Below are 15,500 nucleotides of genomic sequence, written 5' to 3'. Positions count from 1 at the left end.
TTCCATGCTCGCTCGACTGTGGCTGCGCCTCGGCGCGTTTCTCGGCAAGACGCTGTTATGGCTGGTGGGCCTGGGCTTGCTCGGCTGGTTGCTGGCGACCCTGTGGTTTGCCTGGCACCACCGCGGCCCGGTGTCGGCCGATGAACAGATTCCACCCGGCGAAGCCGCCATGACCCAAGGCATCATTCAGACGGCCGTGCGTATCGTCGACCAGCACCGCGAAGGCACCCGCTACCTGCGTGATGCCCATGCCAAGGCCCATGGCTGCGTGAAGGCCGAAGTCAGTGTGCTGCCAGGTCTCGACCCGGCGCTGCGCCAGGGCGTGTTCGCCGAGCCGGGCAAGACCTGGCAGGCGATGATGCGCCTGTCCAACGGCAACGCTTATCCACAGTTCGATAGCATCCGCGACGCCCGCGGCTTGGCGATCAAACTGCTGGACGTGCCGGGCAAGCAACTGCTGTCCGATCAGCAGGCGCGCACCGAGCAGGACTTTGTGATGTTCAGCCACCCCAACTTCTTTGTCAGCGACGTGGCGGAATACGCGCAGAACGTCGGGGCCCAGGCCGATGGCAAGAAGGCCATGGCGTTTTTCCCCAGCCTCGACCCGCGCAGTTGGCAGGTGCGCCATCTGTTCATCGCCCTGGCGACGTTGGCGCCGGCCCCCGCCAGCCCGACCGAGGCGACATACTTTTCGGTATCGCCCTACAAATTTGGCACGGCCAACGCCAAGTTCCGCGTCGCCCCGGACCCGCAAAGCTGCCCGGAGTACAGCTTGCCCAAGCAGAACCAGGACTTGCCGAACTTCCTGCGCAGCGCCTTGAGCCAGCAGTTGTCCACCGACCGGGTCGACGCGTGTTTTGTGTTGCAGATCCAGCGCCAGAACCCACAGAAATACATGCCCATCGAAGACACCAGCATCGAATGGAAGGAAAGCGACGCGCCCTACGAGAGCGTGGCAAAAATCCGCATTCCGGCGCAGGACTTTGATACCCCAGCCTTGAACCTGGCCTGCGACAACCAGTCGTTCAACCCATGGTTTGGTGTGGAAGAGCACCGGCCGATTGGGGGGATCAATCGGCTGCGCAAGGCGGTGTATGAAGCGGTGAGTGATTATCGGCATAGCCGCAACGCCCCGTGAACAACGCCCGCGCTGACGTCAGCAAGAACGCCTCACCGCGTCATCGTTAACGATCATCGCGGGCAAGCCCGCTCCCACCGAACAGCCCCTGCGGCGTTGTATCGGACGCCGTCAGCAACCATTGCTGAAAACTACGCGCTGCCGAAGGCGGGTTGCGATGCTGTGGTTGCATCAGTTGCAGGCGGCCACGGCTGTGCATGTGGTGCGCCAAGGCCAGTTGCAGGCGCCCGGCAGCCAGCTCGCCTTCGAGCAAGCGCTTCCAGCCCAGGGCCACGCCATGCCCCATCACCGCCGACTGCATCAGCAACTGATAGCTGTTGGTGCGCAAAGCGTGCCGGGGCGTGTGGTATTGCGCGCCGATATCGGCGAACCAGTCGGTCCAGGTCAACCAATCGTGATAGTGGTCCTCGACGATCAACAAGGTATGGCTGTGCAACAGGTGTTGGGCGTCGCGTATCGCGCCATAACGCTCGATGTAGGCGGGGCTGCACACGGCGATGACCTGCTCGCTGGCAAACACCGGGGTCAGTTCCAGGCCAAGGGGCGCCGGCAGTTCGTCGAGGTGGTAGAACAGGCCCAGGTCATATTCGCTGACATCCAGGTGGCTCGGGCTTTCACTGCACAGGATGCGGATATCCAGGTCCGGGTGCGCATGCTGGAACGCCGGCAGCAGCGCGGCGAGCCAGATCGAGCTGATGGTCGGCGTGCTGGCCAGGGTCAGTTGGCGATCGGCACCGCGTCGGCGCAGCTCCGCCGACTCACGGTCGAGCTCGCGCAGCAGGCGCTGGATGGTGCGAAAGTAACGCACCCCGGCCGGGGTCAGGCTCAGCCCCAACGCCAACCGATAAAACAGCGGCCGTGCCAGGTCCTCTTCGAGGCGCTTGATCTGCCGGCTCACCGCGCTTTGGGTCAGGTTCAGTTCGTGGGCCGCCTGGGTAAAGCTCAGATGACGGGCGGCCGCTTCAAACGTCTGCAAACAATTGAGCGGTGGAAGGTCGACATTTCGGCGCGACATGCAGGGATCCGTGGCTGATCAGATGAGCAGGCATCCTGCCATTTGCCCGCTCACAACGCGACCCGCGCGACCCGTTTGCTCCAGGTGCGGTGATGCACCTGCACCCCGTTTTCCAGGGCCTGCTGCTGCGCCTCAATGTAGAACCACTGGGCGTCGGCGCGCACCTGCAGGCGGCTGTCGACCGCCACCGACCACGGCGCTCGCTCGACGCGGTACTGCCAGTGGATATCGGCCTGGGTCGACAACGGGTCCCAGGGCAAGGTGCGATATTGCTCGGTACAGCGCTGGTCCACCGCCAGGCCATGCTCGGTGAAACGCACGGCGCCCAGGTCGTCCTCGATGGTGACGCAGACTTCGCCACTGCCCACATCCTCGCTCAAGGTGCGTTTAGGCGCTGCCGCCCGCAGCACCTCCAGCGCAACCGGGCTAGCCGCTTGCGGGGCCTCGAACGGGCACGGCACGGCCGCGCCGCTGAAGATCGGCAATTGCACACGCTGCACGGCGGGCAGCACAGTCAGGGTGGTCAACTCGCGACTGGGCCACAGCAACGGGAAGCTCGCGGTACTCAGGGCCAGACGCAGGCGGTGGCCGGCCGGCACGCGCACGCCGACGTGATCCAGGTTCAATTGCACGTCCATGGGCTCGCCCGGCACAGGCGGCGTCAGACGGGAGAAATCTTCACGTAGGACAAGGTTAAGCACGCCGTAGGTGATCTGCGTGACTTGGCCGTCGGGCGCCACCGCATTCAGACGTGCCACCAGTTGCCCGCAGGGGGTATCGCTGGCCAGGCGCAGGTGCAAGCGCACATCCCCCAGCAGCGCCAGGGGTTCAGCCAACGGCGGCGAGTCGAAACACAGCGACTGCGCATCGTCGCGACGCTGATCGGTGGGGCCATCGGGGCCGAACCAGATGGCGCAGTACTCGCCCTGGTGCAGACCGGTGGTCAGTGGCGAACAGATACTGCGCGGGCCGCCCAGTGCCTGCTGGCCGGGGCTGAGGCCATGGTCGTTGAGGCTGTAGTCGGTCCATTGCACCTGGGGATCGGGCCAGCCCGAGGTCTGCACCCAGATCCCTGGGCGCTCGGCATAACTGCCCTTGGGTGCCAGCACATCCTGTAGGTAAAAGGTGCAGGCAGCGTCGTCCATCACCCGATTGTCGATACCTTTAAGCCAGTGGTCCCACCAGCGCCTGGCCTCCTGCAGGAAGCCAATGGCCGGGTTGGGCACGGCGAAGTGCGGGTACTTGTGAATCCACGGGCCGATCATGGCTTTCTTCGGTCCCGGCAGATGTTGCATCAGGCGCGGCACCGCATTCTTGTAGGCATCGCCCCAACCGCCCACGGCATACACCGCCGCCTTGATCGCCGAGTAGTCCTCGCAGACCGAACCGTGACGCCAATAGGCATCGCGGGTCTGGTGCTGCAGCCAGGTCTCGGCCAGCAGCGGCATGGCGTCGAGGCGTTGTTGCCACAGGCTTTTCCAGGCATCGCCGACCAGCAGCGGGTCGGGCGCCGCCGCGCTGAAGTTGAGCATGGTCGCGGCCCAGCCGAAGTTCTCCAGCAGCAGGTTGCCGCCCTTGTAATGGATGTCATCGGCATAGCGGTCATCGGTGGAGCACAGGGTGATGATCGCCTTCAATGCTTCGGGCTGGCGCGCGGCGACTTGCAGGCTGTTGAAGCCGCCCCAGGAGATGCCCATCATTCCCAGGTTGCCGTCGCACCAGGGCTGCTGGCACAGCCAGTCGATCACTTCGAGGGCGTCATCCTGCTCCTGCAACAGGTACTCATCGGCCATCAGGCCCTGGGATTCGCCATTACCGCGCATATCGACCCGCACGCAGACATAGCCCTGCCCCGCCATCCACGGATGGGTCAGCGCATCGCGTAGCGCCGTACCATCACGCTTGCGATAGGGCAGGTATTCGAGGATCGCCGGGAAGGCCTGCACACTGGCGGTGTCAGGCAGCCAGATACGCGCTGCCAGTTGCGTGCCGTCGCTCAGGGGGATCAGGCAGTGCTCGATTTCAAGGACCTTGTAGGCAAATTCGGTGACGATTTCCATCGGTAACTCCAGCAACAAAGAGGCAAGTCAGCGGGCAAAATCCGCCACGGGGCTGGCACCACGCAGGCCAGGTTCGACGTGGACCGCAGGGGCCTTTACGTCCAGCAGCGCGGGGTTCTTCAACCAGTAGAGCAACGACGTGCTGGCCAGCAGCACCAGGATCATTCCCGGCAGGCCGCCGAGGTTGGAGAGCATCTTCACCCCGTCGATGCCGACAAAGGCCACCATGACCCACGACACCGTGCCGATGATCACGCCCCAGACAATCTTCAGCAGCGGGTTGCCGTCCAGGTCCGAATCGGCGGTGACGCCTTTGCTGCACAGGTTGGCGATCACGTCGGTGCTGGAGTCGGCGGCGGTGACAAAGGAGATAAAGGCAACAAACAACAAAAACGCGATCATCAGGCCGCTGGCCGGCAACTGCTGGAACATCTGGTACAGCACATGCTCCACGCCTTGCTCGTTGAGCACGCGGTTCAAACTGCCATCGCCGAGGGCATCGAAGTACAGGCTGCTACCGGAGAAAATGCAGATCCACAGCGCGGTAAACAGCGCCGGGTACAACATATTGATCTGGATAAATTCGCGCACCCTGTAGCCCCGGCCGATCTTGCCGAGGAACAGCGCACTGACCGGGGCCCAGGCGAACCACACCGACCAGTAGAACACCGTCCAGCTCTGCGGCCAGCTGTCGCCACTGGCGGCACCGGTGGACAGGCTGCGGCTGAAGAAGGTGTCGAGGTACACCCCCAGGGACTCGACGCCCAGGCTGAAGATGTACAGGGTTGGCCCACACACCAACACGAACGCGCCCAGGGCCAGCATGATCCAGGTGTTGAACGACGACAGCATGACGATGCCGCGCTGCAGGCCGCTGGCGGCCGAGGCGACAAAGGTGAACACGATCACCGCGATGATCAGGCCCAGGCGCAACGGCGTGGTCTCACCGCCGATGTACTGGCTCAGGCCACCGGACAGGGTCAGCGCCCCGGTGCCCAGGGACGACGCCATGCCTGCGACCAGGGCGAACATCGCCAGGGTGTCGATCAACCCGGCATAGCGTTTGACCCGCTCGGCGCCGAGCAAGGGTTGCAACATGGCGCCAATCGAGAAGTGGCTGCGCAGGTTGTAGAACACCAGGGCAAACACCAGGGAGGGCACCAGGTAAATCGCGTAGGGCGTGAGGGTCCAGTGCAGGAACATTGTCGACAAGGCAAAGCTCTTGGCCGCCGCGCTGCCCGCCTCGATCGGCAGGCTGGAGGGTGGCGAGTACAGATGGTAGAGCGGTTCGGCCGTGGTCCAGAACAGCACGCCCACCGCCAGGGTGGTGCACAGCGCGACCATGAACCAGCGCCATTTGCTCAACAGCGGCGTGGCGCCCTCCCCGCCGATACGCACCTGGCCCAGGGGCGAAAAATACACAATGGCCGTGAGCACCAGCATGGCGAAAGAACCGGCACTGAATAGCCAGGAAAAGTTTTGCAGGATCACCGTATTGAGCTGTTTGCTCACGGCGAGGAATGCGGTGAGGTCAACGTAGCTGGCGATCACCGCCGCCAGCAAGATCAGAAAGGTTGGCCAGAAGACCAAAGGACGCAATGGGTATTTCATCTCGTGCGCTTCCCCAGACAGACTATTTTTATTGCCTTTGCAGGCCATTGTTAGAAGCGGGCACTGTGCCGCCTTGAAGTCTTCGCGTGGCTATAGATAAGCGTGGGTGCCGGCCGCGGTGCAATCGACCAATGGGTATGGGGGTATTCCGTCAGGTCATGGCTGAGCAAGAGCAAAACCGCGATTGCTGTGGCGAGCGGGCTTGCCCGCGTTGGGTCGCGCAGCGGCCCCAGTAGGGTCGCGCCGAGTCTTCCAGGTAGACCGGGGGGATGGCTTTGGGGCTGCTACGCAGCCCAACGCGGGCAAGCCCGCTCGCCACAACAAGCCCGCTCGCCATAATTGAGTCTCAGGTTTTAGGGTTTTTATCCGCCCCCTGTAAAGAGTTCATATAGTTTGCCTGTTCACCATAACGTTTACGTCGCCGCTATTGAGTAACTAAGTCCAAACCCTCTACCGTCACCTCCTACCCCAACACCCGTAGGAAGTTATCGTGGAAAGTTCAACTTTAGGCATGGTCGTCCTGTCGATGATTGCGCTCTTCGGCACTGCCGCGTTTTGCTTCGAACACCTCGCCACCCGCAGCGAGAAGAAAAAGAAAACCAAATAAGCGGGTCGTCAACCTCAGCAGCACCACAGCGTTTAAATGACGGGGCTCGCCGTACTGATGGGCAAATGGCTGACCCGGGGCTTCACCGGAACCCACCATGCCTTGCCGGAACGTTATACCTATCGCCTGCTGGGCATCGACCCACAGGAAACAATGGGCTGGGCCCGCTTCGGTTCGGCGCTGTTGTTATCGAACGCGGCGTGCTGGAACTGGCCCAGCGCGATCGCCTGAACGACCCACAGGAACACCGCCTGGTGGAAGCCTGCATGAGCCAACTGGCGATTGCCCTGGAGCGTGTGCATTTCGTCGAAGTGGCGCAAAGCAACCTGGTGCAGATGGAAGGCGAAAAAATGCGCAACACCCTGCTCGGTGTCGCCGGGACCGCCTTGCGCCTGAACCGCCAATGGCACTCGCTGGAAGAAATCGTCGGCAGTGCGCCGGCCAATCTGTCATATTGCGCATCTACGGCAAAAGCTGGAGGTGGATCCGGCGCAGCCGCAGTACTTTATTACCGAATTGCAGGTGGGCTACCGGCTGGTGGGGTTGTAGGACAGCAAATCCCAGGCACAAAAAAGCCCGCTCAATGAGCGGGCTTTGCGTGGTGACCTGGCGTTCAGCGTTCCAGGTAACCTAATATGGCGCAGCGGACGGGACTCGAACCCGCGACCCCCGGCGTGACAGGCCGGTATTCTAACCGACTGAACTACCGCTGCGCGTAGCGTTGGACGTAATGGTGGGTGATGACGGGATCGAACCGCCGACCCTCTGCTTGTAAGGCAGATGCTCTCCCAGCTGAGCTAATCACCCTTTACGTTCGGTGCGGGGCGCATCATATACGAAAAATCCGCAATGTGTTGATTTAAATGCAATTTATTTTAAATATTTTTTCGCCGGCAGCCTACACCCCGGAAAACCGGCGCGTGTAGCGGGTAGATGCGAGTCTATTGGTTACCCCGCCCCAACCCCACAAAAGAACGACGCGGCGCTCTCAGGTGCTTCGCGAGCAAGCCCGTCCCCACAGAAAGGCAAACCCCAGACAGCAAAAAGCCCGCTCGATGAGCGGGCTTTCCGTGGTGACCTGGCGTTCAGTGTTCCAGGTTACCGAATATGGCGCAGCGGACGGGACTCGAACCCGCGACCCCCGGCGTGACAGGCCGGTATTCTAACCGACTGAACTACCGCTGCGCGTAACACATGAAGCGAATGGTGGGTGATGACGGGATCGAACCGCCGACCCTCTGCTTGTAAGGCAGATGCTCTCCCAGCTGAGCTAATCACCCTTCGTTTCGGTGTGGCGCGCATTCTACGGAGCGTCCCCTGGTCTGGCAAGCACTTTCTTAAATCTTTTTTTTCAGCCCTTCCAATGGCTTAGGCAGGGTTGGCCTCAGGCCTTATCAAGAGAATAATGCCCCACTTTGTATAAAGGAGAGACTCACCCCATGTGGTTCAAGAACCTGCTTATCTATCGCCTGACCCAAGATCTGCCTGTTGATGCCGAGGCGTTGGAAACTGCAATGGCCACCAAACTGGCGCGCCCTTGTGCAAGCCAGGAGTTGACCACTTACGGTTTCGTCGCGCCTTTTGGCAAAGGCGAAGACGCGCCCCTGGTGCACGTCAGCGGTGACTTCATGCTGATCGCTGCGCGCAAGGAAGAACGTATCCTGCCGGGTAGCGTGGTGCGTGATGCGGTGAAGGAAAAGGTCGAAGAGATCGAAGCCGAGCAAATGCGCAAGGTCTACAAAAAGGAGCGCGACCAGATCAAGGATGAAATCATCCAGGCCTTCCTGCCTCGTGCGTTTATCCGTCGCTCGTCGACCTTCGCTGCCATCGCGCCGAAACAGGGCCTGATCCTGGTGAACTCGGCCAGCCCCAAGCGCGCCGAAGACCTGCTGTCGACCCTGCGTGAAGTGATCGGCACCCTGCCGGTACGCCCACTGACCGTGAAAACCGCGCCGACTGCGGTGATGACCGACTGGGTCACCACCCAGAAGCCAGCCGATGACTTCTTCGTGCTCGACGAATGCGAACTGCGCGACACCCACGAAGACGGCGGCATCGTGCGCTGCAAGCGCCAGGACCTGACCGGCGAAGAAATCCAGCTGCACCTGACCACCGGCAAAGTCGTGACCCAACTGTCCCTGGCCTGGCAGGACAAGCTGTCGTTCATGCTCGACGACAAAATGACCGTCAAACGCCTGAAGTTTGAAGACCTGCTGCAAGACCAGGCCGAACAGGACGGCGGCGACGAAGCCCTGGGCCAACTGGATGCCAGCTTTACCCTGATGATGCTGACCTTCGGCGACTTCCTGCCGGCGCTGGTGGAAGCATTGGGTGGTGAAGAGACCCCGCAAGGCATCTAAACGCGCACGTTCAATGTAGGAGCTTGGCCTGCGATGGCGGCGTATCAGTTACAGAGTCACTGACTGACACACCGCTATCGCAGGCAAGCCAGCTCCCACAGTTGATGGGGTTACCACTCCCAGTACTCTAATAATAAGGACATCGCCATGCGCGCACTCGCCGCCTTGAGCCGTTTCGCCGGCACTACCTTCGCCTACTGGGTGCTGATTTTTGCTGTGCTCGCCTTCCTTCAGCCCCACTGGTTTATCGACCTGAAAAGCGCCATCGTGCCGCTGCTGGGCCTGGTGATGTTCGGCATGGGCCTGACCCTCAAACTGGAAGATTTCGCCGAAGTCGCGCGCCATCCGTGGCGCGTGGCCCTGGGCGTGATCGCGCAATTTGTGATCATGCCCAGCGTGGCCTGGCTGCTGTGCCAGACCTTCAACCTGCCAGCGGAAATCGCCGTTGGCGTGATTCTGGTCGGTTGCTGCCCTAGTGGCACCTCTTCCAACGTCATGACGTGGCTGGGCCGTGGCGACCTGGCGCTGTCAGTGGCCATCTCTTCCATCACCACCCTCCTCGCCCCGCTGCTGACGCCGGCCTTGATCTGGCTGCTGGCCTCGGCCTGGTTGCCGGTGTCGTTCATGGACCTGCTCTGGTCGATCCTGCAAATGGTGTTGCTGCCTATCGTGCTGGGTGTCTTGGCGCAGCGTCTGCTGGGTGAGCGCGTACGTCATGCCGTCGAGGTGCTGCCGCTGGTCTCAGTGGTCAGCATCGTGACCATCGTCGCTGCCGTGGTGGCTGCAAGCCAGGCGAAGATTGCCGAGTCGGGCCTGCTGATCATGGCGGTGGTGATGCTGCACAACAGCTTTGGCTACCTGCTGGGTTACCTCACCGCCCGCGTATTCGGACTGCCACTGGCCCAACGCAAGTCATTGGCGCTGGAAGTCGGCATGCAGAACTCGGGGCTGGGCGCCGCATTGGCCAGTGCGCACTTCTCGCCACTGGCGGCGGTGCCCAGCGCGTTGTTCAGTGTCTGGCACAATATTTCCGGGGCGTTGTTGTCGACGTATTTCCGCCGGATGAGCGAGAAGGAAGATCGCAAAGCCCTCGCCGAAACTTGATCGGCTGCGGGCTTTTCGGCACTCTACGAACCTTCGCGGGGACGACCCCGCGACTCGTTTGAGCACTTACCAGGGGACGACCCCACTTCTAAAAGGAAGGTCTTTATGTCCTGGGTCATTCTGTTTTTCGCCGGGTTGTTTGAAGTTGGCTGGGCCGTCGGCCTGAAATACACCGACGGTTTCAGCAAGCCAATGCCCACCGCCCTGACGATTGCCGCCATGGCCGTCAGCCTTGGCCTGCTGGGGCTGGCCATGAAGGAGCTGCCGCTGGGTACCGCCTATGCCATCTGGACCGGCGTCGGTGCAGTGGGCACGGTGATTGCCGGGATTATCCTGTTTGGGGAGTCCATGGCGCTGTTCCGACTGGCCAGTGTGGCGTTGATCATTGCCGGGTTGATCGGGCTCAAGATTAGCGCGTAAGCCACTAACGCTATCGCAGGCAAGTCGAATCGTCGACTTGCCTGCGATGAGGCCCTTAAATCCGAAAACCTACCTGACACTCCCCCGCAACGCCCCAACCTGTTCCTGCAAGGCCTGTGGCGTCGCCTGCTCCACCGCCAACGGCGGCCCCGCCACCAACGTCACCCGCGACCAGATCCGGTGAAAGATCCCCTTGTTCGGGTCACGGCTGAAAAAGCTCCCCCACAACCCCTGCAACGCCATGGGAATCACCGGTACCGGGGTTTCCTCGAGAATCCGTGTCACACCACTCTTGAACTCGTTCATCTCACCGTCGGCAGTCAACTTGCCTTCGGGGAAAATGCACACCAACTCGCCATCCTTCAGGTACTGGCTGATGCGCTGGAAAGCCTTTTCGTAGATCTGCAGGTCTTCATGGCGTCCGGCAATCGGAATGGTGCCAGCGGTGCGGAAGATAAAGTTGAGCACCGGCAAACGGTAGATCTTGTAATACATCACAAAGCGAATCGGCCGACGCACCGCGCCGCCAATCAGCAGTGCATCGACAAACGACACATGGTTGCACACCAGCAACGCCGCGCCTTCGTCCGGTATATGTTGCAGGTCGCGATGCTGCACGCGGTACATGGAGTGGCCGAGCAGCCAGATCATGAAGCGCATGGTGAACTCGGGAACAATCCTGAAGATGTAGGTGTTGACCGCGATATTAAGCAGCGACACCACCAGGAACAGCTCGGGGATCGACAGCTTGGCCACACTCAACAGCACGATGGTGACAATCGCCGAGACCACCATGAACAGCGCATTGAGAATATTGTTGGCGGCAATCACCCGCGCCCGCTCGTTTTCAGCGGTACGCGACTGGATCAAGGCATACAGCGGCACGATATAGAACCCGCCAAACACCCCCAGGCCGAGGATGTCAGCCAGCACCCACCAGGCCTGGCCGTACCCCAACACCGCCAGCCAGTCGTTGGCCTGGACGTTTTGCGGGAAGCCGCCGGAATGCCACCAGAGCAACAGGCCAAACACCGTCAGGCCGAATGAACCAAAGGGCACCAGACCGATTTCCACCTTACGCCCGGAGAGTTTTTCGCAGAGCATCGAGCCCAACGCGATACCGACCGAGAACACCGTGAGAATCAGGGTCACCACGGTCTCATCGCCATACAGCCACTCTTTGGCGTAGGCCGGGATTTGCGTGAGGTAGATCGCCCCGACAAACCAGAACCACGAGTTGCCGACAATCGAGCGCGACACGGCGGGCGTCTGCCCCAGGCCCAGGCGCAAGGTGGCCCAGGACTGGCTGAAGATGTTCCAGTCCAGGCGCATCTGGGGGCTGGACGCCGCGGCGCGCGGGATACCCCGGCTGGCCAGGTAACCCAGCACGGCAATCGCGACAATCGCAGTCGACACCACCGGCGCGTACTGCGCAGAGGACATCATGACCCCGGCCCCGATGGTCCCGGCGAGGATCGCCAGGAATGTGCCCATTTCCACCAGGCCATTGCCGCCCACCAACTCATCTTCGCGCAAGGCTTGCGGCATGATCGAGTACTTCACCGGGCCAAACAGCGCCGAGTGGGTGCCCATGGCAAACAGCGCCAGCAGCATCAGTTCCAGGTGGTTGGTCATAAAGCCGACGGCCCCCACGGCCATGATCACGATCTCGCCGAGCTTGATTGCGCGGATCAACGCATCCTTGTTGAATTTCTCGCCAAACTGCCCGGCCAGGGCCGAGAACAGGAAGAACGGCAGGATAAACAGCAAGGCGCACAGGTTGACCCAGATCGAGCGGTCACCTTCGATGGTCAGCTTGTAGAGAATGGCGAGGATCAACGACTGCTTGAAAATATTGTCGTTGAACGCCCCCAGGGACTGGGTAATGAAGAACGGCAGAAAACGCCGTTTGCGCAGCAAAGTAAATTGCGAGGGGTGACTCATCGTCAGTGTTCCTGCGTGGCCTGAAGGCTTTATTGATTTTTCAGGCCACGACTTTACCTAATCCTGCTTACTTATTCCCCAATCCTGCAATGCACGGTGAAACAAACAGCTCACCTTTATAGGCACCCTGCACCGTGCGCTTGCTGACCACCAGCCACATCAGGGCCAGCGCGGCGACCAGCACGCTGCCGGTCACGCTGAAAAATGCCAGGTGCAAGGTACTGCCCAGTTTCAACGTGGTCAGGGCATACACCACCAGCGGGAAGGTAAAACCCCACCAGCCCAGGTTGAATGGAATCCCGGCACGCAGGTAACGCAGGGTGATCAGCACCGCGATCAACATCCACCACAGGCCCAGGCCCCACAGGGTGATGCCGGCAACCAGCCCCAGGCCGGCGGCAATCTCGCCGATACCGGCAAAGCCATTGGCGGCGAAGATCGCCGGCGCGTCCTGGCCCAGCAGCAACATGCCCAGGGCGCCGGTGCCGATCGGGCCCAGGGCCAGCCAGCTCGACGCGGCCATGTTGGCGTGGGGCAGTTTATGCAGGGCCATGCGCAGCATCAGGATCGTCAGAATGCTGAACGCAACCGGCAAAGAAAACGCCCAGAGCACGTAGCTGGTCACCAGCATCACCAGTTGCGAATGGGCGTCGACCAGATGCGGCGCCAACAGGCCACCACTGGCGGCGGCGACTTCGGCAGCCACCACCGGCAACAGCCAGACCGCTGTCATCTGGTCGATGCTGTGTTCCTGGCGGGTAAACATCATGAACGGGATCAACACCCCGCACGCCAGGGCCATGGCGACGTCCAGCCACCACAGGGCCTCGGCCAGTTGCACCACGCCCTCGCCCCAGCGCGGCAGGCCAAACAGCAGCAGGCCATTGATAATGGTCGCCAGGCCCATGGGGATGGTGCCGAAGAACATCGAGACCGTGGAGTGTCCGAAGATTCGCCGCGCCTCGTGAAAAAACATCACCCAGCGCGCCGCGTATAAACCGCTGAACAACACAAACAAAACGATCGTCAGCAGCCACAGCCCTTCGGCGATGGCATAGACACCCGGCAGTTGCACCGGCAATTGCGCCAGGGCCAACGCCAGCACGCCGGTGCCCATGGTGGCGGCGAACCAGTTGGGGGTGAACTGGCGAATCACTTCCCTGGGGGCGGCCAAATGGCTGAAAGGTTTGTAACTGGGGGTGATGCTATTGGGGCAGGTCATGGCTCAATCCTCTTCCTCGTATGAGGTTGAGCCCATGATAGAAGCTTAAGGAATATCTATATAACGGGTAATATCTCTAACTGTTATCTGTTTTACCTATATGCAGACTTGGCCGGCGCTTGCCTCATCAAGCCAATCAAGGCGCCGAGGGCCAATACGATCAACACCCCGCCGTAGCCATAAGTGGTAGCGATCAGGCCAAAACTGCGGGTCAGGTTGCCCGCCAACAGGGTCGGCAGGCAGAACGCCAGGTAACTGAGGACGTAGAACGCCGACATCAACCCGGCCCGCTCATGGGGCAAGGCCAGGGGGACTATGCTGCGCAACGCGCCGAGAAAACCTGCGCCAAATCCGCTGCCAGCCACCAGCGTGGCGAAGAAAAACAAGCTCAGGTTGGCGCTGTGAACCGCACCGAGGATCAGTGCGACGCCCACGGCCAACAGGCCGGCTCCCAGGCGCAGCACCTTGTCCGCCGGGCGATTGCGCAGGCTGAAAATCATCACCGCACCGCTCAAGGTCAACACCGCAACCAGGCCGCCACCGATCAGGTTGGAGGTGGATCCGGTCGCCGCCCTTACCAGCGACGGCGCCAGCGACAAGTAGAAACCGCTCATGGCCCACACCGCGATATCCACCGGCAGCGACAGCCACAAGGCCCGGCGCGCCTGGGCCGGCACATGCAGGGTCGGCCATAGCGAGGCGAGCGCGCCAGGGATGGAGCTGACGCTTTCCGGCAAGCGCCAGACATACAGGCTCTGCAACAGCATCAGCGCGAACAAGGCCAAATAGATCAACTGGGTCGGCAGCGGCGCGAACTCCACCAGCACACTGCTGCCCATGGCGCCACAGGCCATGCCCAGCAATGGCGCGACACTGTTGACCAGCGGGCCCTGCCGACGGTCGGTGTCGAGCAACGCAGCGCCGAGCACGGCGGTGGCCATGCCTGTGGCAAACCCCTGCAAGGTGCGGGCGGCAATCAGCCAGGCGACACTGTCGGCGTAGATAAACAGCAGCATCGCCAGCATATTCAGCACCAGCGCGGCGAAGATCACTGGCTTGCGCCCCAGGTAATCCGACAGCGAACCGACGGTCAACAACGCAGCCAGCAGGCTCAAGGCATAGACGCCGAAGATCAGCGTCAAGGTGCCAGCAGAAAAGTGCAGGCCCTCCTGGTAAAGGTGATACAACGGCGTCGGCGCGCTGGAGGCGGCGAGAAACGTCAGCATGGTGCTCGCCAGAAACACCAGGCTGGAACGATGAGAAGTGACGCTGGACATGGGCACGCTCCGCTAAAGCTAATATTTTGCTTTTGTGCAGTGTGCTACTGGGTCGCGCTTAAAGCAAATTCTTTGTGTTAAGGTTTTGGCATGGCGATAAAAGAAGGCCTCCGCCCGGGGGGCCGTAGTGCCCGGGTACAAGAATCGGTTCATTCGGCGGTGCGCCAGCTACTGCAAGAGCAAGAGCGCGCCAGCGTGACAGTACCGCAAATTGCCACACGGGCCGGGGTCACGCCGTCGACCATCTACCGGCGCTGGGGCGACCTCGCAGCCCTGCTCGCCGACGTCGCCCTGGCCCGCATGCGCCCCGACAGCGAGCCCGCCAACACCGGCAGCCTGCGCGGCGACCTGCAAGCCTGGGCAGAGCAGTACCTGGACGAGATGAGTTCGGAACCGGGGCGCACGATGATGCGCGATGTGCAGTGCAGCCAGACGCCGGGGTACTGCGTGACGATTCTGGGTGGGCAACTGCAGGTGATCCTGGACCGTTACCAAGGCAGCGGCCAGGCATTGCCCAGCGTGGATCGACTGATCAATCTGCTGGCGGCGCCAACGGTGTTTCGGATTCTGTTTGACGCGGCGCCGATGCAGGTTGAGGAGTTGCATGAGCTGATTGAGATTGCCCTGCACACCTGACCCGACTGTGTGTATGCGGGCTTATGTGGGAGCGGGCTTGCCCGCGATTGCAAGGTGTCAGTCAATACCTCTTTAACTGACCCGCCGCTATCGCGGGCAAGCCCGC

Annotated in this window: 12 protein-coding genes, 4 tRNA genes and 1 pseudogene; 7 read left to right on the top strand and 10 right to left on the bottom strand. The window is 61.5% G+C overall.

The features are described from left to right. The first annotated feature begins 4 nt into the window (after positions 1-4). Positions 5-1,138: a catalase family protein gene (locus PSH80_RS08110; RefSeq protein WP_120732304.1), complete on the top strand. Its 1,134-nt coding sequence runs from the start codon at positions 5-7 to the stop codon at positions 1,136-1,138. Between the two features lie 46 nt (positions 1,139-1,184). On the opposite strand, the gene PSH80_RS08105 is transcribed toward PSH80_RS08110, so the two are convergent. The 3 genes from PSH80_RS08105 to PSH80_RS08095 are packed head-to-tail and all read right to left on the bottom strand — an operon-like array spanning position 1,185 to position 5,824. After that, entirely contained in the window at positions 1,185-2,153 is a 969-nt protein-coding gene (locus PSH80_RS08105; protein WP_169989425.1) for a LysR substrate-binding domain-containing protein, read from the bottom strand. A gap of 50 nt (positions 2,154-2,203) precedes the next feature. Beyond that, a complete protein-coding gene (locus tag PSH80_RS08100) occupies positions 2,204-4,213 on the bottom strand; it encodes a CocE/NonD family hydrolase (protein WP_120732300.1) in 2,010 nt (669 codons plus the stop codon). A gap of 27 nt (positions 4,214-4,240) precedes the next feature. Then, positions 4,241-5,824 (bottom strand): BCCT family transporter, encoded by a 1,584-nt coding sequence (locus tag PSH80_RS08095; protein ID WP_057959020.1) that lies wholly within the window; start codon positions 5,822-5,824, stop codon positions 4,241-4,243. Between the two features lie 643 nt (positions 5,825-6,467). Here PSH80_RS08095 and PSH80_RS08090 point away from each other — a divergent pair. Beyond that, positions 6,468-6,662, top strand: a complete 195-nt coding sequence (locus PSH80_RS08090; protein WP_198800033.1) for a hypothetical protein — start codon at positions 6,468-6,470, stop codon at positions 6,660-6,662. 219 nt (positions 6,663-6,881) lie between these two features. Beyond that, positions 6,882-6,980, top strand: a pseudogene (locus PSH80_RS27330) (winged helix-turn-helix domain-containing protein); the annotation flags it as partial. An 87-nt stretch (positions 6,981-7,067) separates the two neighbouring features. On the opposite strand, the gene PSH80_RS08080 reads toward PSH80_RS27330, so the two are convergent. The 4 genes from PSH80_RS08080 to PSH80_RS08065 all read right to left on the bottom strand — a co-directional run bounded on the left by PSH80_RS08080 (position 7,068) and on the right by PSH80_RS08065 (position 7,711). Further along, positions 7,068-7,144, bottom strand: a tRNA-Asp gene (locus tag PSH80_RS08080). 18 nt (positions 7,145-7,162) lie between these two features. Next, positions 7,163-7,238 (bottom strand) — tRNA-Val (locus tag PSH80_RS08075). 301 nt (positions 7,239-7,539) lie between these two features. Continuing rightward, positions 7,540-7,616, bottom strand: a tRNA-Asp gene (locus PSH80_RS08070). Positions 7,617-7,635: 19 nt separating this feature from the next. Beyond that, a tRNA-Val gene (locus PSH80_RS08065) sits at positions 7,636-7,711 on the bottom strand. Between the two features lie 159 nt (positions 7,712-7,870). On the opposite strand from PSH80_RS08065, the gene rdgC reads away from it, so the two are divergent. The 3 genes from rdgC (at position 7,871) to sugE (ending at position 10,315) form a co-directional block, all read left to right on the top strand. After that, positions 7,871-8,791 (top strand): recombination-associated protein RdgC, encoded by a 921-nt coding sequence (rdgC, locus tag PSH80_RS08060; RefSeq protein WP_057438902.1) that lies wholly within the window; start codon positions 7,871-7,873, stop codon positions 8,789-8,791. A gap of 147 nt (positions 8,792-8,938) precedes the next feature. Then, positions 8,939-9,895 (top strand): bile acid:sodium symporter family protein, encoded by a 957-nt coding sequence (locus PSH80_RS08055; protein WP_057438901.1) that lies wholly within the window; start codon positions 8,939-8,941, stop codon positions 9,893-9,895. 105 nt (positions 9,896-10,000) lie between these two features. Continuing rightward, positions 10,001-10,315 carry a quaternary ammonium compound efflux SMR transporter SugE gene (gene sugE, locus PSH80_RS08050; protein ID WP_057438900.1) on the top strand — a complete coding sequence of 105 codons (315 nt, stop codon included), beginning with the start codon at positions 10,001-10,003 and terminating at the stop codon, positions 10,313-10,315. Positions 10,316-10,384: 69 nt separating this feature from the next. Here sugE and PSH80_RS08045 read toward each other — a convergent pair whose 3' ends face one another. The 3 genes from PSH80_RS08045 to PSH80_RS08035 form a co-directional block, all read right to left on the bottom strand. Further along, a complete protein-coding gene (locus PSH80_RS08045; protein WP_305419768.1) occupies positions 10,385-12,259 on the bottom strand; it encodes an MFS transporter in 1,875 nt (624 codons plus the stop codon). 67 nt (positions 12,260-12,326) lie between these two features. Next, on the bottom strand, positions 12,327-13,481 hold the full coding sequence (locus PSH80_RS08040) for a TDT family transporter (RefSeq protein ID WP_305419766.1): 1,155 nt from the start codon (positions 13,479-13,481) through the stop codon (positions 12,327-12,329). Positions 13,482-13,573: 92 nt separating this feature from the next. After that, the gene (locus PSH80_RS08035) at positions 13,574-14,758 is read right to left on the bottom strand and encodes an MFS transporter (protein WP_198830557.1); all 1,185 of its coding nucleotides are present in this window, start codon (positions 14,756-14,758) and stop codon (positions 13,574-13,576) included. 90 nt (positions 14,759-14,848) lie between these two features. Here PSH80_RS08035 and PSH80_RS08030 point away from each other — a divergent pair, with 90 nt between their 5' ends. Continuing rightward, entirely contained in the window at positions 14,849-15,394 is a 546-nt protein-coding gene (locus PSH80_RS08030) for a TetR/AcrR family transcriptional regulator (RefSeq protein ID WP_057959012.1), read from the top strand. The last annotated feature ends 106 nt before the right edge of the window (positions 15,395-15,500 follow it).

Origin of the sequence: Pseudomonas sp. FP818, assembly GCF_030687335.1 — a bacterium.
GTDB classification, from domain to species: domain Bacteria; phylum Pseudomonadota; class Gammaproteobacteria; order Pseudomonadales; family Pseudomonadaceae; genus Aquipseudomonas; species Aquipseudomonas shahriarae.
The sequence above is the reverse complement of the archived record's forward strand: the minus strand, read 5'-3'. Positions and strand labels throughout refer to the sequence as shown.